This window comes from Streptomyces sp. 1222.5 (assembly GCF_900105245.1).
Classification (GTDB): Bacteria; Actinomycetota; Actinomycetes; order Streptomycetales; family Streptomycetaceae; genus Streptomyces; species Streptomyces albidocamelliae.
In genome coordinates this window covers 77,555-95,281 of sequence record NZ_FNSZ01000001.1, presented here as the reverse complement: position 1 = coordinate 95,281, position 17,727 = coordinate 77,555, and the positions used below count along the sequence as shown (strand labels likewise).

At 67.4% G+C, this 17,727-nt stretch carries 17 protein-coding genes and 1 pseudogene; 11 read left to right on the top strand and 7 right to left on the bottom strand.

Annotated elements, in window-relative coordinates:
* Positions 1-4: 4 nt before the first annotated feature.
* From BLW57_RS00485 to BLW57_RS00475, 3 genes and pseudogenes are all read left to right on the top strand, one after another.
* Entirely contained in the window at positions 5-1,456 is a 1,452-nt protein-coding gene (locus BLW57_RS00485) for a lipopolysaccharide biosynthesis protein (protein WP_371127763.1), read from the top strand.
* A gap of 112 nt (positions 1,457-1,568) precedes the next feature.
* Positions 1,569-3,089: a fibronectin type III domain-containing protein gene (locus BLW57_RS00480; RefSeq protein WP_256339308.1), complete on the top strand. Its 1,521-nt coding sequence runs from the start codon at positions 1,569-1,571 to the stop codon at positions 3,087-3,089.
* Positions 3,086-3,535: pseudogene (locus BLW57_RS00475) on the top strand (adenylyltransferase/cytidyltransferase family protein); the annotation flags it as partial. The gene BLW57_RS00480 and the pseudogene BLW57_RS00475, both read left to right, overlap by 4 nt.
* Here BLW57_RS00475 and BLW57_RS00470 read toward each other — a convergent pair.
* Positions 3,530-4,231 (bottom strand): CDP-alcohol phosphatidyltransferase family protein, encoded by a 702-nt coding sequence (locus BLW57_RS00470; protein WP_093471320.1) that lies wholly within the window; start codon positions 4,229-4,231, stop codon positions 3,530-3,532. The pseudogene BLW57_RS00475 and the gene BLW57_RS00470 sit on opposite strands and share 6 nt — an antisense overlap.
* Positions 4,232-4,340: 109 nt before the next feature.
* Between BLW57_RS00470 and BLW57_RS00465 the strand changes: the two genes are divergently transcribed.
* The gene (locus tag BLW57_RS00465; RefSeq protein ID WP_093471319.1) at positions 4,341-5,843 is read left to right on the top strand and encodes a glycosyl hydrolase family 28-related protein; all 1,503 of its coding nucleotides are present in this window, start codon (positions 4,341-4,343) and stop codon (positions 5,841-5,843) included.
* A gap of 453 nt (positions 5,844-6,296) precedes the next feature.
* Entirely contained in the window at positions 6,297-6,587 is a 291-nt protein-coding gene (locus tag BLW57_RS00460; protein WP_093471317.1) for a hypothetical protein, read from the top strand.
* Positions 6,588-7,331: 744 nt separating this feature from the next.
* Here BLW57_RS00460 and BLW57_RS00455 read toward each other — a convergent pair.
* Positions 7,332-7,907 (bottom strand): CAP domain-containing protein, encoded by a 576-nt coding sequence (locus BLW57_RS00455; protein WP_093471316.1) that lies wholly within the window; start codon positions 7,905-7,907, stop codon positions 7,332-7,334.
* A 1,196-nt stretch (positions 7,908-9,103) separates the two neighbouring features.
* Between BLW57_RS00455 and BLW57_RS00450 the strand changes: the two genes are divergently transcribed.
* Together BLW57_RS00450 and BLW57_RS00445 are read left to right on the top strand one after the other, a co-directional pair.
* Positions 9,104-9,364 carry a chaplin gene (locus BLW57_RS00450; RefSeq protein ID WP_093471314.1) on the top strand — a complete coding sequence of 87 codons (261 nt, stop codon included), beginning with the start codon at positions 9,104-9,106 and terminating at the stop codon, positions 9,362-9,364.
* Positions 9,365-9,658: 294 nt separating this feature from the next.
* A complete protein-coding gene (locus BLW57_RS00445) occupies positions 9,659-9,952 on the top strand; it encodes a YciI family protein (protein WP_143051553.1) in 294 nt (97 codons plus the stop codon).
* 84 nt (positions 9,953-10,036) lie between these two features.
* Here the strand turns inward: BLW57_RS00445 and BLW57_RS41900 are convergent, their stop codons facing one another.
* Positions 10,037-10,492, bottom strand: a complete 456-nt coding sequence (locus BLW57_RS41900) for an IS5 family transposase (protein WP_256339307.1) — start codon at positions 10,490-10,492, stop codon at positions 10,037-10,039.
* The gene (locus BLW57_RS41095) at positions 10,423-10,620 is read right to left on the bottom strand and encodes a hypothetical protein (RefSeq protein ID WP_176985384.1); all 198 of its coding nucleotides are present in this window, start codon (positions 10,618-10,620) and stop codon (positions 10,423-10,425) included. Before BLW57_RS41095 ends, BLW57_RS41900 begins: the two co-directional genes overlap by 70 nt.
* Before the next feature lie 1,279 nt (positions 10,621-11,899).
* Here BLW57_RS41095 and BLW57_RS00430 point away from each other — a divergent pair.
* Positions 11,900-12,421, top strand: a complete 522-nt coding sequence (locus tag BLW57_RS00430; RefSeq protein ID WP_093471310.1) for a hypothetical protein — start codon at positions 11,900-11,902, stop codon at positions 12,419-12,421.
* Positions 12,422-12,698: 277 nt separating this feature from the next.
* On the top strand, positions 12,699-13,385 hold the full coding sequence (locus BLW57_RS00425; protein ID WP_176985383.1) for an exonuclease/endonuclease/phosphatase family protein: 687 nt from the start codon (positions 12,699-12,701) through the stop codon (positions 13,383-13,385).
* 29 nt (positions 13,386-13,414) lie between these two features.
* On the opposite strand, the gene BLW57_RS00420 is transcribed toward BLW57_RS00425, so the two are convergent.
* The 3 genes from BLW57_RS00420 to BLW57_RS00410 all read right to left on the bottom strand — a co-directional run bounded on the left by BLW57_RS00420 (position 13,415) and on the right by BLW57_RS00410 (position 15,576).
* Positions 13,415-14,173 (bottom strand): DUF2182 domain-containing protein, encoded by a 759-nt coding sequence (locus BLW57_RS00420; RefSeq protein ID WP_093480430.1) that lies wholly within the window; start codon positions 14,171-14,173, stop codon positions 13,415-13,417.
* Positions 14,170-14,784, bottom strand: a complete 615-nt coding sequence (locus BLW57_RS00415; RefSeq protein ID WP_093471308.1) for a DUF1326 domain-containing protein — start codon at positions 14,782-14,784, stop codon at positions 14,170-14,172. The genes BLW57_RS00420 and BLW57_RS00415 overlap by 4 nt, the downstream gene beginning before the upstream one ends.
* A gap of 321 nt (positions 14,785-15,105) precedes the next feature.
* Entirely contained in the window at positions 15,106-15,576 is a 471-nt protein-coding gene (locus tag BLW57_RS00410; RefSeq protein ID WP_093471307.1) for a hypothetical protein, read from the bottom strand.
* A gap of 591 nt (positions 15,577-16,167) precedes the next feature.
* Between BLW57_RS00410 and BLW57_RS00405 the strand changes: the two genes are divergently transcribed.
* Both BLW57_RS00405 and BLW57_RS00400 read left to right on the top strand, forming a co-directional pair.
* Positions 16,168-17,379, top strand: coding sequence for a M4 family metallopeptidase (locus tag BLW57_RS00405; protein ID WP_093471305.1), 1,212 nt, complete (start codon positions 16,168-16,170; stop codon positions 17,377-17,379).
* On the top strand, positions 17,376-17,678 hold the full coding sequence (locus tag BLW57_RS00400; protein ID WP_093471303.1) for a protealysin inhibitor emfourin: 303 nt from the start codon (positions 17,376-17,378) through the stop codon (positions 17,676-17,678). Before BLW57_RS00405 ends, BLW57_RS00400 begins: the two co-directional genes overlap by 4 nt.
* Positions 17,679-17,727: the final 49 nt, after the last annotated feature.

Here is a 17,727-nt window from a genome sequence, read left to right as displayed (position 1 = left end):
GGGTGTGGCGGGCTCCGCGACGAGCGCCGTCTGCGCGTTCGTCTTCGTCAGCCTGATCACCCGCGCCCTGGGAGCCCAGGGCGCAGGGGCGGTATTCACCGGCGTGGCCTGCTTCACCATTCTCAGCAACGCCTGCAAGCTCGGTGCCGACACCGGGCTGGTCCGCTTCGTCTCCCGCGACCTTGCGCTCAACGGCGGCCGCTCGGTGGGCGGTCTGCTGCGCACGGCGGTTGTCCCGGCGGCCGTGGCCGCCACTGCGGCTGCGTTGCCTCTGCTGCTCGTCCCTTCCGTCGCCACCACGCTCCTGCCCGGCCTGCGACCTGCCGACGCCGTCACCCTGATCCGGCTTTTCGGGCTGTTCCTGCCCGTCGCCACCGTCGGTCTGGTCCTCCTCGGCGCCACCCAGGGCCACGGCACGGTGGTGCCGTTCGTCGGCGTGGAGCAGATCGGCAAGCCGGCGCTGCGGGTGCTGATCGCGGTGCTTCTGGCGTACTACTCCCAGAGCATGCTCGCCCTGGCGGCCGCGTGGCTGCTGCCGGCGGGGGCCGGCACCGCGGCTGCCTGGCTGGCCCTGCGCCGCTGCCGTGCCGAACGAGGCACAGCGCACTCGGCGATGCACGAAGCCGTGCCGTGGCGCGTCTTTTGGAGCTTCGCCGCACCCCGCGCGATCTCGTCCGTCTTCGACATCAGCGCGATCTGGGTCGGTGTCATTCTGCTGTCCGCGCTGGCCACTGGCACCGAGGCGGGTGTCTACACCGCCATCGGCCGTGTCGTCACCGCCGGCACCCTGATCCAGCTCGCTGTCCGGCTCGCCGCGGCGCCCCAGATCAGTCGGCTGCTCGCCGTCGGCCAGGCTGCCGAGGCACGTCAGCTGCACCGCGTCTCGACCTGTTGGGTCGTGCTCTTCTCCTGGCCGTTGTTCATCCTCATCACGGGCTTTCCCCGTACGTTCCTTTCAGTCTTCGGCCCGGAGTTCGTCAAAGGGGGACCCGCGCTGGTCGTGCTGTGTGTGGCTGCGATGATCAACGTCGCGGTCGGCAACGCTCAGAGCGTCCTTCTCATGGCGGGCAGAAGCACCTGGCATCTCGCCATCACCGCCGCAGCGTTCACGGTGCAGCTGACCGTCGGGGTGCTGGCCGTGCCGGTGTGGGGAGTCCTGGGTGCGGCGGTGTCCTGGGGGGCGGCCATCATCGTGGAGAACGTCGCGTCGGCTGTGCTCATCCGTCGGTGCCTCGGCTTCACGACGGTCGATCGCGGGTACACCGTCGCCCTCGTTATCGGTCTTCTAGTCGCGGTGGGAGTGGCCGCCGCCCGCCTGCTGGGCGGTGACACACCGTCAGGACTCGCCGTCGGGCTGGTCCTCGGGTTGTGCCTATTTGGTCCTAGTTTGTGGTTTTATCGGACATTGCTGGGAGTGGCCGGGCTGGTCGGAGTACTCCGCCGTCGCACCGCATGAGACCGGACAACCCACAACCCGGGGCTGGACGAGCCCCGGGTCATTCCCCGCGCACCGCCCTAGACCACTGCCATCCCCGGGGGTTCCCTTGCGCTTGAGAATTCCGACGACAGTGGCCGCCACGGCCGTCGCCACCACCCTGCTCTGCCCCGCCCTGCTCGACACCGCCTTCGCCGCGCCGGCCAACGGAGCGCCCAAGGTGTCGTTCACCGCCGACCCGCTGGCCACATGGCAGACGAACGGCATCGTCTGGGCGCTGGCCTCCACGGGCAATGTCGTCTACGTCGGGGGAACGTTCGACTCGGTCCGGCCGCCGGGCGCCGCACCGGGCGAGAAGGAGGTCCGGCGCCGCAACTTCGCCGCATTCGACGCCACGACAGGTGCCCTGCTGCCCTGCGCACCCTCGTTCACCGGGGATACAGCGACCGTACGTGCCCTCAAGGCCTCACCGGACGGTCGCGTCCTGTATGCCGGCGGCTCCTTCGATCGGGTCGGGACCACCGGCGTGGCGAGCGCTGTTGCCCTGAACACGGCCGACTGCTCGCTGCGCAAGGACTTCCACCCGACGGTGTCCGCGACCGTCCGGGCGATCGCCACCACGGACCGTGCGGTGTACCTCGGCGGCGACTTCCACCTGGTCAGCGGTCACACCAGGAACCGGATCGCCGCGCTGAGCCCCCAGGGCGCCCTGCTGCCGTTCGCAGCGGACATCGATGCTCCGGTACGTGCCCTGTCAGTGGTGCCGGCCCGCGGCAGAATCTACGTCGGCGGCGACTTCGAGCGCATCAACGGCCGGCAGACCCACTCGCTCGCTGCCCTGAACTCCACCACCGGCGCCACGGCGCACTCCTACCCCCACTGGTTGCCGCCCGGGTCGGTGGTGAAGTCGATCGCGCACGACGCCACCCGCCTCTACGTCGGCGCCGAGGGCCGCGGACCGGGCATCTTCGACGGCCGGATCGCGGGCCGTCTCTCCGACGACACCATGCTGTGGCGGGACGACTGCGCCGGAGCCACGCAGGTCGTCCTGGCCTACAGAGGCGTTCTCTACAGCGCCTCGCACGCCCACGACTGCAGCGGCACACCGGGCGGCTTCCCCGAACGCAACGACCGGCAGCACCTGCTGGCCCAGTCACCGGACAACCGAACGATCCTGCACTGGTTTCCCGACACCAACGAGGGAATCGGGGAGGATCTCGGCCCTCGCGCCCTGACCGTCGAGCGTGGCGTCCTGTGGGTCGGCGGCGAGTTCACCAAAGTCAACGACCGGCCCCAGCAGGGCCTGACCCGCTTCGGGGCCGGCCCCGACACCGCAGCGCCACAGGTTCCCGCCCTTTCCCTGGCCACCGCGAGCCCCGGAAAGGCCACCGTCCGCTGGCAGACGTCGTGGGACCGCGACGACGCGTCGCTCACCTACCGGCTCTACCGCGACGGACGCCTCGTTTCACAGCAGCACAAGTCGTCCACGTACTGGCACCGGCCCTGGATGAGCTACACCGACGTCGTGCCCGCCGGTACGCGCCACACCTACAGGCTCGACGTGACGGACGGGACGAACACGTCACCGAAATCCGCGCCGCTGAGCGTGGCCGTGCCCACCAAAACCGACGCCCGGACGGGGAGCGCAGAGTGAAGACCGCCCGCATCGGATTCGCCCCCGGCGTCTACGACCTGTTCCACGTCGGACACCTCAACATCCTCCGCCAGGCGCGCCGGCACTGCGACCGTCTCATCGCGGGAGTCTCCTCCGACGAACTGACCATGCAGCTCAAAGGCCGACGGCCGATCGTACCGCTCGCCGAGCGCCTGGACATCGTCGGCAGCCTGCGCTGCGTCGACGACGTCGTCGTCGAATCGGTGGACGACAAGCTGGAGACGTGGAAGCGGATCGGCTTCCACGTCGTCTTCAAGGGCGACGACTGGCGGGGAACCCCCAAGTGGCTGGCGCTCGAACGGCGCTTCGCCCAGGTCGGGGTCGACGTCGTCTACTTCACCTACACCGCGCACACCTCCAGCACGCTCCTGCGCGGAGCTCTGGAGATGCTCTCCCCAGCCAGGCGGCCGGGGATTCCCTCAGCAAAGCTCGCGGAACCACTTGACCAGGAAGGCGGCCATGAACAGGAGATGGGCCACCAGCAGCGTGCAGTAAAGGGAAAGGAAGACGTGCTGGCTTCCCAGGAATAGGAAGCTGAGGCAGGTCACGCCGTAGTCGACCGGCAAAAGCAGCAGCGACCGCAGAGCTGGAGACGGGGCAGCCGTGCCGTCCGCCGCCGTTCGCCGCTTGAGCTTCTCCGTCAGAATCCCGGCGAAGAAGATCACCACAGAGGCGAGCTCGAAGGCCATGGGCGCCAGCAGGAATACCGGGCTGGGCAGAGCGAAGAACCGGTAGAACGCCACCAGGACCACGAGATGGAGGGTGACGATCTTGCCGCAGTCCAGCACATGGTCGAGCCACTCGCCCGAAGGGCTTCCCGAGCGCTGCCGGCGGGCGAGCTGCCCGTCCGCAGAGTCCAGCGCGAACCCCGTGGCAAGGGCCGCGCAGACACACACGGACATCACCCAGCCGGGCGGCACCAGGGCCACCATGGCCAGTGCGGGGAAGGTGAACATTGCGCCCAGCAACGTCAGTTGATTCGGGGTAGCTCCGATCCGGTAGGCCACGGCGGCCAGCAGACGGCCGGCCGGCCGGTTCACGAACAGGGTGTAGACCGACGCCCCCTTCGCAGGCTTCTGCGCCGTCGAAAACTGCCTGAGCACCTCAGCGAACTCGCTCATTCTCCTCCTTATAGGGGAAACCTATGGAAAGGGGGCAATTATGACAGTGTCGGACGGTGGAACCTCCCACCTCAGCCGTCGCCACCTTCTGCGTGGCGGAACATTGGCAATGGCGACAGCAGCCCTGTCCGCCTCCGGTGCAGCCGTGGCCGGTGCCCGCACTCGAAGCAGACACTGCAGTCGCAAGCTGGAGACCGTCGTCAATGTGAAAGACCTCGGCGCGGTGGGAGACGGACGGACCGACGACAGCGGGGCATTCGAAGTCGCCTACGCATTCGCCGCCGCAGGCGTCTCCGGCGGAGTCGGCCGTGTCGTCATCGAGATCCCCGCCGGCGACTTCCTCATCACCCGCCCGCACGCCCTGCTCAACGGCGTCGCGCCGCCCCGGCCCGCGAGCGGCCTGCGCTACGCCGGGGCCGGCAAACGCATGACGACCCTGATCTTCCGGCCGAGTGCCGGAGCCGGCTCGTACCTCTGCCGCAACCAGGACGTCTGGTCGAACATCTCCTTCGAGCGCATCCAGTTCCGCTCGGCCACGCCGGGTGCCTCCTTCTTCCGCTCCTACTCGACCGGGCAGGCGCAGGACTACCGGTTCTCGGAATGCCAGTGGGCGGGGGAGTGGGAGTACGGACTTGCCCTGAGCGGCACCGACACCAACTCGGAGATGCGCTGGGAGGCCTGCCGGGTCGGAGGCAGCTATCGCCGGGCCTTTTTGTACTCGGGACTCACCCGCAGCGGACAGACCGAACCGAACGACCAGGACCAGTTCCTCAACTACTGGCTCAACGACATGAAGGTCGAGTACGAGTGGGGCAACTTCCTGGAGTTCCCCTACGGAGGATCGATCGCCTGCCGGGGAGGCTCCTACATCATCACCGGCAAACGGCCCGCAAGCACCCCGGAATACGGCACCACCAGCACGTTCTTCCGCTTCCCCGTCCCCCAGCACCACGACTCGGTACAGCGGTTCCACGCCGAGGACATCCGCTTCGAGGTACGCGACCCCGACGTCATGGTCATCGACTGTGCGTGGAACGGCGGCACGGTCCACTTCAACGACTGCGACGACACCGCCTTCGCCTTCAAGGACTTCTCCGCAGACGTCCGCCCGCACCGCTACACAGTGGGGGCGAGGGGGCCGCTGATTCGCTACGAGTCCTGCCAGTTGGTGGGGCGCCACGAATATCGGGCACCCACCCGCACCACCCCTGCATCCGTCGCCCGTTACGACATGTGCCTGCTCCGCAACCACTCGACGAGCGACTTCGTGGTCGCAGACGGCCTCGGCCCTGCAAACTACGTGAAGTTCGTCGACTGCATCGACACGCGCCGCACAAGCGAGACATCCCAGCCGGAGAGACCCACCGGCCCGCCCCCGTGCATCGGTCCGTGCCCGATGCAGACCCCGTCCACGGCCACAACCCAGGCCTCCCCAGACTCCTCCTCGCCGACCGCAACCCCTCCGGCGCAGACCTCGTCTACCAACTTCAGTACGAGCCTGGTCCACACGACCACTGCCCCTGCGCCTTCCCAGCCGACCACGACCACCCCCCAAGCCCCCCTCCCGCCGGCCGATCCCCGCAGCGAACAGGCAGGGTGCGATCTCGATTGACTTCCGCTCCCCGCCCTGAAGGGCCGATATTCGACTCGGCTGGTCGAGAACTGACCTCCGGGCTGCACCACGTGTCTCCAGCGGAAGAGTTCGCATAGCTGCCGCGCAGGCCACCGACCGCCTGTCCACGTGCCGGCCGAGCGACGCGTGCGTGAAAAGCCTCGACCCGTGAAATCTCTGTATCGGGAATCAAGCACCTGCGGTGTACCCAAGCTGCAATCAGCGCGCTACCCCGCGCCGCACCGCCGATTCGCCGGGTGAAGCAACCAGCATGCGGACTTCACCCTGGGAGCCGGCAGTGGAAGGCCCCACCCCCCCATGGGGATGGGTGCTTCGTGCGTTCGGAAACAGCGGCGCGTCGCAATCCAGTTTGGGCTATTTAGTACTAATCTCCGGTAACTGTACAGGGGCGATCTCGCACAGATCACCCTCACTCACCTCACCGGAGATGACATGCGCAAGCTTCGCAACGTTGCCGTCCTGGTCGCCGCGATCGGTAGCATCGGCCTCGTGGGTGGCACGGCCCACGCCGACCAGGGCTGGGGCAAGGGCAAGGGCGGGGGCGACCAGTTCAGCGTCCAGCAGAGCTCCAACTGCAAGTCGCACGACCTGAACCTGGACCTTCTCGGCGAGGTCGGTCTGCTCAACGGCGTGCTCGGCAACGCCCTCAACGGTGAAGGCAACCCGGGCGCCCAGCAGACGTCCATGGGATCGACCATGGGATGCAACAACAGCGCCTTCTAAGGCAGTCCGGTTTTAATCCTCCCCGGTGCACGGCGGCTCGTGCACCGGGGATTCCACGTTCACGGGATGCGGCCCTTCTTGATGCACCGAAGTGCGTAAGTGCCGCCAAGACAGGGGCGTTGCCCCTCAGGCGCACCGACCGAGGTGTGCGAGGTGTCGGACCGAGGCCCTCCAGGGCAGGATTCCCTGCCACATGAGGCACCCTCACCGCCTCTCATTCATGCTGCCGGGGGCTGAGTCATTGCGTAGTCACCGCAGCAGCAGCCGACGTCGGCAGGTAAGGGCGAGCGGGGGATACGGCCGGGAACACCGGTTCGAGCCGATGATGCCTTCGGGCCTCCGGTTGCCGAGCTTCGAGGTCCGACGGATGCACTCGCCGAAACGTCAGGGAAGGCGATGTGCGGTTCCCACGCATGAACTGGGACCCCGACTGCCGGACCGAGTAGTGCAGCAAACAGGGGCCACGTAGAGCAAGAAGCGGCTTTGGAAGCGTGCATACACCGAGGACTGGCGGCTTTCCAGCCCACTCCTGGCATGTGAAGAGCAACGCGAGGGTTCGACTCCCCACCCAACCGGCAGCTCAGCACCGCATACAGGGGAAGGCGTGCATCGCACAGCACATCCCGCATGCAGATCTGAGACGGCGAAGGTGGGCTCGGGGATTTCATCGCAGTCATGGAATCGCCGGCGGACTGCATCCGACTGCATCCCGCAAGCTTAGTGAGCCACGCCATTCCCGGCCAGTTAGGAGCGCTCCTTTGCGATGGCCTCGTCACCGCTGCAGACAGCGGGCCGCGTCACTAGGGTCGGGTGAGGTCCGAGCAGGGCTACCTCCCAGAACTGGTTGTCGTAGCCGAGGCCAAGCGCTACGGCATCCGGACTCATGAAGGCCTTGTTGAACCAGTGGTTAGGGCGAGGGGCGGTGGCCATGCTGGCGAAGGAAACATCGTCGGTGTACCCGTGGTAGAGCACTTCGTAGATGGAGGACGAATAGAGGCCGGCGCCATTCAGCCGCGCGCGCAGGTCCCTGCCGTCGCTCCCCACGGACGAAACTGCGTTCATGGTGGCCATGTCCCGTGCGTGTGCCCGGGCGACGTCGCTGGCCCTGTCCGAAATCTGCAGGGGGGAGAGTTTCTGGTCACCCCGTGCCCGGTTGATCTCGCAGACGATGCGGTCGACGTTCGGGTAGTAAGCGGCTGCGGACGTCGCCGGCTTGGGCTGCGGCAAAGGCCCAGCCGCTGCCTGGGAGGGGCCTACGGTCAGCAGCGTGAGAACCCCGGCCGCTGCCAAAGCTAGCGCCGGCTTCATCACGTGTTTCATGCTCGGACTCCTCCGTAGTACTGCCTTGAGCAGGGATGACGAGCCCACTTTCGCGGGGTGTTCGCGTCCCGTGGGCGTTCGACATGCCCTGCTCCTCCATACGGACGCGGGGTTTCGTCGCTCGCTGGCCGCAGGCTGGGCTGCGGCGTCGTCCTACTGGCGCTACTGACGTGTTGTCGACAAAGAGATGCACATGTGCACCGGACGGCTGAAGCATCGTCGGAGCGCATCCGCTCCTCTCAGCCCCACAGCAGCCTGAAAGTCGAGATCCTGGCCTCTGGCGGCACGGCTGGGGCGGTACGGCCGGGCCCTCCTGCCGAGCGTGCGGTGCCCTGTCTTCTCTTGCGTCGATGATGAGTAAGTGATCGCCTCGAAACGGGGCAGCCCCGCACTGGGTGTTCAACCGGGCCCCTCGCTCGTCGTTCGACCAAGGTTGCGGTTCAGAACACTGTCAGGGCATGTACGGGGACACGCGCCGCTGTGGACGCTGAATATGTCGTCTGTGCGGTGAGCTGCTTTGGTTAATAGTTGTCGCAACCTTGGACTGGATGCGCGAGTGGGGGCAGCTCCGTTCCGCAAGCTAGTGCGCTGAGTGCCCCCGGAGTTGCGCAGCCGGCCAGCATCGGCACTTCACTCTGTGACGATCGGGTGTTCCGGCAGCTGTCCGGGCCCTATTGGGACGGCACGCACCGTATGACTCGGGGGTCAAAGGCCGGGGACGTGCAGGCGAGCAAGGGTTCTGCAGGCTGCTTGTCGTCCGACCGAGGCAGCGGGCGCATGCATACAACGGTAGCCAAGTCAGTTCCCACCGCGATGGCCTGAAGAAGAATGCGGCCATCGACACGCCTCCGAAATAGGCCGTCAAGAATTTCCCAGAGACGCTAGCCGATGACCGCTAGTCCCAGCATGTCGTGTGCCTCAGAATCAGGCCAGTCTGTACTGCGGCGAGTCGCAGCCAGTGTGAGCGGAGCGCTGCAACGCACCCGGTTCTTCGAGCAGTTGCAGCCCAAGGCCCCTCGGCCGCCTACGACGGGCAGCGACCTGATGCCGGCTACCGCTAACTGGTATTGGACTGATCGGCTGAATGAACGTTTCAGTGCAGCTTCCGCCTGTGTCGCACCGGAACAACTCGACCGGAGAGACGGCAAGCTGCAGTCAAGCGGCGAGTGCCGCTCACACGAGGAAAGGATGCGCACATGCTGCGGTCTGTAGTTATGCGAGGTTCGGGTCTGGTAGCGGCGACGGGACTGGTGCTCCTCGGAGGCGCGGCTGCCGCTTCCGCGGACAGCGGTGCGGACGCTGCCGCCGTCAACTCGGCCGGCGTGCTGTCGGGCAACGTGGTCCAGATCCCGGTGCACATCCCCATCAACATTTGCGGCGTCACCGTCGATGTCATCGGTGCGCTCAACCCTGCGTTCGGAACCCTCTGCGCCAACGAAGGACACGGCGGTAAGTGAGCTCGATACCGCACGCGGGGGTCTGCTCTCGCGTCACACAGATCCCCTGCCCAACGCCCGTGTCGATCACGGCCGGGGCGGGGGATCTGCCAACAAGCGGGAGGTGCTGCTTGAGCCGCTCACCACAGCAGCCGCTTCGCCTTCGAAGCCGATAGATCATCACGAGGGCCACCAGAGGTGCAGTCAGCACAGAGAAGGGTCCGGCTTGGTGACCGGCGGGCACGCCACGAGGCGGTGTCTCCCGGAACATCGAATGGGATCACGGGCCCATTGACGTTCCGCTACGGTCCGGTCATGTTCGTTGTCACAGTGACCTATACAGCGCCGTTGGCCGAGGTGGACCGGTGGAGACCGGCGCACGGCGACTGGCTGAGTGATCTCATCTCGCGACGGCAGCTTCTCGTGGCCGGGCGTCAGGTGCCTTTGACCGGCGGTGTCTACCTCGCCCCGGGGATGCCCACCGAAGAACTCGACCGCCTCCTCGCGACCGATCCCTATGTCGTCCAGGGAGTGGCTGCGCATTCCGTCGTGGAGTTCACGCCGCTGCTGGTCGCGACCGGCCTGGAGGATCTCAAGTCCCAGCAGTAGCCCGGCTTCCCCGCCAGCTAGGAGCGGAGCCAGATGAGGAGGGCGGCGGCCGTGACGGTGCCGAGGTAGACATATCCGCGCTTGTCATAGCGGGGTCGCGACGGCCCCGAACTGTTTCAACTTGTTGATCGCCCGCTCGACGGTGTTGCGCTTCTTGTACCGCGTGGAGTCGAAGCCTGGCGGTCGCCCGCCCCATGAGCCCCGGCGTCCGGTCTGCTGGTCCTCCTTCTTCTCCGGAATCACGCGTCGGATGCCGCGCCGGCGCAGGTAGGCGCGGGCGGCGCAGTTGCTGTACGCCTTGTCGGCGCCCATGCTGTCGGGTGTGCGGCGCGGACGCCCCGCTCGGGTGCGGGGTACCCGGATCTTCTCCATGACCTTCTCGAACCGGGTGCAGTCAGCCCGCTGACCTGGCGTGATGACCAGCGACAACGGACGGCGCTTGCCGTCCGCGGCGATGTGGAGCTTGGTCGTCAGCCCGCCGCGGGAGCGGCCGAGTCCTTCGTCTGCCGCACCGCCTCCGCCAGCAGGTCGCGCAACCACGCGTGCACGTGAACGGATCCTTCTGCGGCCCCTTTTGAGGCCGTGGATAGTTGGGGCCCCGGCGGCGTGCTGATTGGGCTGGAGTCGATGTTGACGTCCCAGTCGAGCTCCCCGTCGGCGTCGGCCATGGCCTGGACATGTTGGAGCTAACCGCTCCCCAGGTGCCGTCGGCCGATCACAGCATGTGCCGCTTGTGGACGGTCTGCCACGGGCCGAAGCGTCGGGCAGCATGCGCCACTGGCATCCAGTGCTGAGCCGATGAACAACGAGTCATCTACGGGGCCTGCTGCCGGGCATTGGAAGCGCGCCCCGTTCACGTGTGGTGGCTTGGCTTGCCGACGACCACCCGGACAAGGCGCCGAACCCCCACGACACCGGAACGGACCGAGCGATGCTGGCCTCCATTCGGCATGCGCCGCATCTCGAAGGACATCCGTACGCGCCTGGTACGCAAACCGAACGCTACAAGCACGCAGCATGGACGGTGCGAACCACGTAGATGCCCGATGAGCAGGTCTCCGGTAGTGGGGGGCGATCGCATCTGAGGCCTCCACCCGGGCGGCCTGCTCGCGGTAGGCGGCCACCTCGCGGCCGAGCCACCGGCGCCGGACGCAGGCCGCAGCTGCAGGCCGGCTTGGTGCGGCGGCGCATCTCCTGCTCGTCCAGCAGATCCAGGGCCGCCTCGACGTTCCCCACGGGTGCCGGCCGGCGTCCGGTGTCTATCGGCCGGCTCGATCTCGCGCAGGGCGCTCTCCCCGGGATCGACCTGCGCGCGCACAGACCGGGCGCACCCGTCACCGCGCAACGAGGCGCCCCGGCTGTCGGCGGCCACCGGCACGCAGTAGTACCGCACCGATCCGCCGGCATCCTGCGCAGCCACCGTCACCGACCCCGCCCCCGCGCCGCGCCGTGCGCACCACCGCGACCACCCAAGGCTCCGCCTGCGCAGGCAGGTCGACGCCCGGCGCCATCGACTGCGCAAGCCGCGCCGGCCCACTCGTCGCTTCGTGGCTGCTGCTGCGCAACCATGCGCTGGCGAACAGCTGCGCATAGCCGGCCGGACCCTGCGTCTGTCGGGGATCGCCCGAGCCCTGATGTGCGCTGGCCCGCACAGCGAGGTGAGGGCCTACGAACCGGCGACCGGTGGGTACTGGGCCTACGGGCCCACCGACCGGAGCAAGGTCCTGGACGAAGTCGCGCAAGGTCCTGGACGAAGTCGCCCGACAGCTGGCCCGGGCTGCAACCAGGGTACGCACCGTGACCGGGTGGCCTGCTGGCTCCCGCCGATCCCGGGTAAGGCACGTGCTGCACGGGCCGGCCTCCGGAAGTGTTCTGCCGGTGTGTGGGCGGGCGACGGCGGCTTCGGGGAGCGAAGCTGAGGGCGTGGGTATGAAAAGTGAGCATCCGGTGAGTGCTGAGCAGGTCTGGGCGGCGTTGGCTGCCCTGGGGGCTGACCCGGTGGTGGATCCGCAGGTGCGGTCCGAGGGGCCGAGGGAGGCGGACCGTCTGCGGTTGCTGGGCCGTCTGCTGGCCACAGCAGAGTGGGAGATCACTGCTGCGACGCGATTGTCTGAGGAGGGGGAGATCGAGGACGTCCTTCAGACGTCGCTCGGGTGGACGGATCGGCTGGGGGATGACCCAGGCCTTGCAGTGAACGTCTTGACGAACAGGCTGCAGCGCACGGCGATGCAGGTCTCTGAGTCCGAGGGGGAACAATCGCTGCCAGGTCGGGAGGCGTCTTTTGCTGCCGCCATGACGGCGTTGTACACCCTCAGTGCCCAGATGCATGCCGATCGAGGGGACGTCGAGGGAACCCGGCGGGCTCTAGGCGGGGCGGAAGAAGCCCTCATTGACGTCATGCAGGGCGTGCACGACCTGCGGGTTGCCATCGGCGATGGGCCCCGGGAGAGCGAGGGGCCGCAGGAGTGAGCCGGCACCCCGGCCACTCGTAGCCGACCGGCACCCAGGCGACCGGCGAACACCCGGTTTGCGAGCATGGTGCCCGCCGTCTCCCTGGGATGGAACGGACCGGCACGACCGCCGAGACGACCTCGCCTCCACCAGGTGGGATGCGGAGCGCGGCCGAAGAGCTGGACGAGGCCGGGCTTGGAACCGCATACGTCCGCGAAGTCACCGCAATGGTCTTGCAGGCCGCGCCCGCGAGCGAGCACGCTCGAAACGCCCGCCCCGCCTCGAGGAGGCCCGTGTGACAGCCGAAGCCGACATCCTCACCCCGCCCCCAGCGGTTGCTACGCGTCTGGCCCACTGGCAGGAAGTCCTCGACGGTGTGGTGCCGGCGAAGGCGGACGGGGCGAACCTCCTGATCGCGACGTGGAACCTGCGGGCGTTCTCTGACCTGACAAAGGAGTGGACGTCCGCCGAGGACGCCTCCCCGAAGCGGAATTTCGCCGACGTACAGGCCATCGCCGCGGTCATCCGCCGGTTCGACGTGGTCGCCGTGCAGGAGGTGCGCGGCAACCTTCGCGGGCTGCGCCATCTCATGAAAATCCTGGGCCAGGACTGGGCCTTCATCCTCACTGACGTCACTCAGGGCAAGGCCGGCAACGGGGAACGTCTGGCGTTCCTGTTCGACACGCGCCGCGTCAAGCCGTCGGGGCTGGCCTGCGAGCTGGTGGTGCCGCTGCAAGAAGAAGCGGGTCTGAGCGCCGATCGCCTGGACCGGCAGTTCGCCCGCACGCCCTACGCGGTCAGCTTCCTCTCCGCCGGGCAGACCTTCACCCTGGAGACCCTTCACGTCAACTACGGCGCCAGCGCCGCCGGGCGAGTACCGGAACTGACCGCCATCGCCCAATGGCTTGCCGACTGGGCCGAGCGGTCGCGCTGCGCGTCGACACAGATCAGCCTCGTCGAGTCCGCCACGCCTGCCGCGTAGACCGACGCTTCCTCGGCCCCTGCCGATGCTCACATCCCGGCCGTCCCGCCGCCGGTGAGACCTGCAGCCAGCGCCGGGACCCAGAAGACGGCGACGGCCAGGACGATCGAGGCGATCCCCACGGCACGGGCCATCAGGCGACCGAATGGAGCGAGTTTCTCGGCGGTGATCACGGCGGCCAGGACCACCATGGCCCACAGGTTCATCACACCGAACGCCGCCAGCAGCACCATCAGCGACCAGCAGCAGCCCAGGCAGAAGGCCCCGTGGTGGGCTCCGGCACGCAGATCGCGCGAGGCCCGCGGGTACGAGGCGTAGCGCAGCATCAGGCCGATCGGCGAACGGCACCTCGCCAGACAACGGTCTTTGAGAGGCGTGAGCTGGTAGACGCCGCTGACCGCGAACACGGCCGCGGCCACCGCTGTCCCCGCCGCAGGGGTGAGGCGCGCCGCCCGGCCGAGGCCGACAGCCAGCGCATACGCCGGCAGCCCGGCCGCAGCCCAGACGAGCAGGTAGGCAACCGTGAAAACGACCATGCGCGGTGCCCGGTGCACGGTGAGGGTGCGTGCGTACAAGGCGGCGACGGGTGCCGTGGCGGGCAGCATCATCGCCGTCATCATCAGCGTCCATACGGCCAGGAAAGCGGCCAGGCCCAGGCCCATAGTGCCGGGCATGGCCGACATGCCGCCCCAGCGCGTCACCATCCAGACCCAGGCGGCAGCCGCCACGACCAGCAGCAGCCCGGCGGGGACCACCCGGATGCGGACGGTAACCGGCCCACCGGTCATCCGGACCACATGAAGGGCGCCGAGTGTCCGTTGCCGCCCGTGAAGTCCCAGGACCGGCCGTACACGCCGTCGCCCGTCGCCCGGGTGGACCGGGCGATCGTCAGTGTGCTGTTCACCGGGTGGAACATGCCCGTCAGACTCATCACCGGACCGTCCTGGCCGAACTGCGGGGCAATCTGGTCCTCGATCTCGATGTCGATGGCATCGCCCACCCGCGCGGCGTGGTGGCGACCGTCGTCGCGGTAGTCGATGGGGACGCGCTCCACGCCGAGGACCTCGCCGATGAGCGGAGCGAGCCCTGCCATCGGGCCGCCTACCTGGCCTGAGAAGACCTTCCTCAGCGCCTCCGCCTGGCCGTCATCGGCTGAAGCGTCGACGTACAGCGCCACCTGCCAGCCGCCCTCGGCCATCACCCGCGGCCCGTCGATGAAGACGGCCACGCTGCGGTCGGAGACGTCGACGTCGTCCACGTTCCCGCTGTCCACGTGAAAGGCGAAGGTCACTTGGCAGCGCTCGTGGTCGGCCGGTGCGGTGAGGCCCGAAGTGGTGCAAGGGCACACCACGTCACAGTTACAGCTCTCCAGGTATGTGCCGCTTAGATTCCAGGGCATGACTCATCCTCCCTGTTTTGCGGCACTCCGGGGCCGAGGGGATGCATCGAGAGGGTCCGCTCCGTCCCGGTGCCGCTCTATTCCAGGCTATTCCTGACGGCCCTCATCGCGCAGATCCGCTGTCAGTGCAGTTCACCGGCCTGTACCGAGTTCACCGGCCTGTACCGAGTCCGTGGGGGCAGCCGGGACCTCGATGCGTCATCGACGACGTCTTCTTCATGGCGCGTGCGATCTCCGAGCCGTCGGCCGACGCGCTCGTCACCTCACGAACCGCCTGTACGCCATCCTCGATCAGGTCCGGTCGGCAGTCTGGCGGGGAGGCTACGTGGTGGAGCAATGATGCTGATGCGGTGACAGCATCAACAGTCGGTTGAGGAGTTGTCGCCCCTTGTCGGTCGAGTCGGCCCGGAATCTTTCAAATTCCGCCGGGTTCATGGCTGCCGTACAGGCAGACGTCGATGGGCCGGTGGTAGTCGAGCATTGCCTGCAGACGGACGATCTCGGCGTGAAGCTCTGGGAGCTCTCGGGCGTCACCTTGACCGCGCGGCCCAGGAGCCGGGCGTTCCAGAGCGGCATGAGGAGCCAGAAGCCCACGACCACGACCAGGAGGATCAGCCCGAGCAGAGCTCCCGGATCCGTCGAGGCCGCGATGCCCAGAGCGACGGCGTAGAGGAGCGCCAACCAGCTCACGGCCAGGATCAGCCGTGAACGTTCGTTCGAGTGCTTGGCGGCGCGGGACCGGAGGCGCGGATCGTCATTCGGGATCCCGGGGGAGTCCAAGATCTTTCCCATCTCTCACCCCACCCCCCTTCTTTTCACCTTCCATTTCGCTATCGGCCCCCTCCTCTCGCAGCTGGCCCGCAAAATATGACCACGCCTGCCAAAGAGTATGTGACCGCTGCGCGTTGGTCCTGGCCGCGACCCAGAACCCGTCGTTCTATCGTCAAAAATTGAATTTAAAATATGACCTCATTTTCCAGGATGCAGGGCTTATTGCGTGGGCGTAGTGTTGTCCAGGGGGAGTTGAAGACCAATCAAAGATTCTTTGGGCAACGAAATATCTCTCCTCCGTGCCGTGTATGACCTCAAACCGTCTGGTCTCGGCCAGTGCTTCAGGCGAAGAAAAAAGGTGCCCGTGGCCACGGACGGCAAGTAACTAGTGATGTCAGCGCGACCCGCTGCTGAAACGGGGGATGGCCAACGCTTCTCCCGCTGCGGCCAGCCGGTGAGCACCTGCGGAATCGGCCGCGCCCGGCCGTGCTGAACGCAGAAACCCTCCTCGCGTCGATGGTTGAACGCGACGATCGGTGATCCGGTACCAGCTGAGCAGCCGTCAAGGTGACGCATGCTCAGCCCTCGTTCCTCTCGCTCAGGAGGTGTCCCATGAGCAGGGCTCGCCCAATCAACTGCATCATCCCCCCGTACATCCTCGACAAGCTCCTGGACAGCGAAGACAGCGAGGTACGCCAGGCTGCCCTGGACACCCTGCTCGTCACCGCTCGCCTGCGGGGCGAGCGGTCGATCCGGGCATCCTTCGCCGGCGCGGCTGCCCCCGGGGATGGCCGGCGCACCGTCTTCGACTGCGAGCAGGCGGAGTTTCTGGCCAACGCCGTTCTGGCGAGGCCGGAGGACGGCCCGGAGTCCGCGGATCCGTGCGTCAACCAGGCGTTCGAAGCACTCGGTCTCACGCGCGACTTCTACAAGGAGGTGTTCCAGCGCAATTCGATCGACGGCCGGGGGATGCGCCTGGACGGATACGTCCACTTCGGCTTCCAGGTCAACAACGCCTTCTGGGACGGACGACAGATGCTCTTCGGCGACGGGGACGGGAAGGAGTTCAGCAACCTCACCGGGTCCCTCGAGGTGATCTCCCACGAGCTGACGCACGGCGTCACCGACAACACCGCGGAGTTCGAGTACCACAACCAGTCCGGGGCTCTGAACGAGTCGATGTCGGACGTCTTCGGGTCGCTGGTGAAGCAGTGGTCGAAGAAGCAGACGGCTGAGGAGGCGGACTGGCTGATCGGGGGTGACGTGTGGACCCCGGGGATCGGTGGCGACGCCCTGCGGTCGATGAAGGACCCGGGGCAGGCCTACAACAACCCGCAGTTCGGGAAGGACCCCCAGCCCGACCGTATGAGCAAGTTCATCCACCTGCCGGACACCAAACGAGGTGACTTCGGCGGGGTGCACTACAACTCCGGTATTCCGAACAAGGCGTTCTACCTGACCGCTGTGCGCATCGGTGGATTCGCATGGGAGGCTGCCGGAAGCATCTGGTACGAATCGCTCAAGGCCTCCAGTGCCGAGGAAGGGTTCCAGGAGTTCGCGGGTACCACCTTCCAGAAGGCCGGGGAACTGTTCGGTGTCGGCAGCCCCGAGCAGTCGGCCGTGCTGTCGGCGTGGCAGGAGGTGGAAGTCCCGCTCCGGGGAGTCCCGACCGGAGTCGCCCGGGTGCGGAGCCTCGCGGCCAACGGGAACGGCGGCGCGGGCCGGGAGAACGGCCTGGAGGCCCTCGCCGGGCAGATCGCGGCTCTGAACGACAAGGTCGCGGGGCTGGCCAGGGATGTGGCCGCGCTGAAGGGCACCGGGTGAAGGTGACCCTGGAGACGTACGGCGGGCTGGCGGCGGTGACCGATCTCCGCCGCCCGCCCAAGGTGCTGGACACGGATGACCTGCCCGAGACCGCCGCGGCTGAACTGTTTGACCTGCTGGCGGCGGCCGTCGCGATGCCCCTGGACGAGCAGGCCGGCCGTGCCAGGGACGCGATGAGCTACGCGATCACGGTGGAGGACGGCGACCGCCTGACAGCCCTTGAGCAGTCGGACGCCGCCATGACCCCTGCGTTCGCGTCTTTGCTCACCTGGCTCAAAAAGCACTTCGCGCAGCAGTGACGCGCGGGGCGTGAGGTTGCGCAGCCACCCTCCCGTCGGCCGGCGCCAG

Coding starts and splice junctions, on each gene's coding strand:
- BLW57_RS00470 (WP_093471320.1), bottom strand. CDS start 4,231: ATGAGCGAGTTCGCTGAGGTGCTCAGGCAGTTTTCGACGGCGCAGAAG.
- BLW57_RS00465 (WP_093471319.1), top strand. CDS start 4,341: ATGGCGACAGCAGCCCTGTCCGCCTCCGGTGCAGCCGTGGCCGGTGCC.
- BLW57_RS00460 (WP_093471317.1), top strand. CDS start 6,297: ATGCGCAAGCTTCGCAACGTTGCCGTCCTGGTCGCCGCGATCGGTAGC.
- BLW57_RS00455 (WP_093471316.1), bottom strand. CDS start 7,907: ATGAAACACGTGATGAAGCCGGCGCTAGCTTTGGCAGCGGCCGGGGTT.
- BLW57_RS00450 (WP_093471314.1), top strand. CDS start 9,104: ATGCTGCGGTCTGTAGTTATGCGAGGTTCGGGTCTGGTAGCGGCGACG.
- BLW57_RS00445 (WP_143051553.1), top strand. CDS start 9,659: ATGTTCGTTGTCACAGTGACCTATACAGCGCCGTTGGCCGAGGTGGAC.
- BLW57_RS41095 (WP_176985384.1), bottom strand. CDS start 10,620: ATGGCCGACGCCGACGGGGAGCTCGACTGGGACGTCAACATCGACTCC.
- BLW57_RS00420 (WP_093480430.1), bottom strand. CDS start 14,173: ATGACCGGTGGGCCGGTTACCGTCCGCATCCGGGTGGTCCCCGCCGGG.
- BLW57_RS00415 (WP_093471308.1), bottom strand. CDS start 14,784: ATGCCCTGGAATCTAAGCGGCACATACCTGGAGAGCTGTAACTGTGAC.
- BLW57_RS00410 (WP_093471307.1), bottom strand. CDS start 15,576: ATGGGAAAGATCTTGGACTCCCCCGGGATCCCGAATGACGATCCGCGC.
- BLW57_RS00405 (WP_093471305.1), top strand. CDS start 16,168: ATGAGCAGGGCTCGCCCAATCAACTGCATCATCCCCCCGTACATCCTC.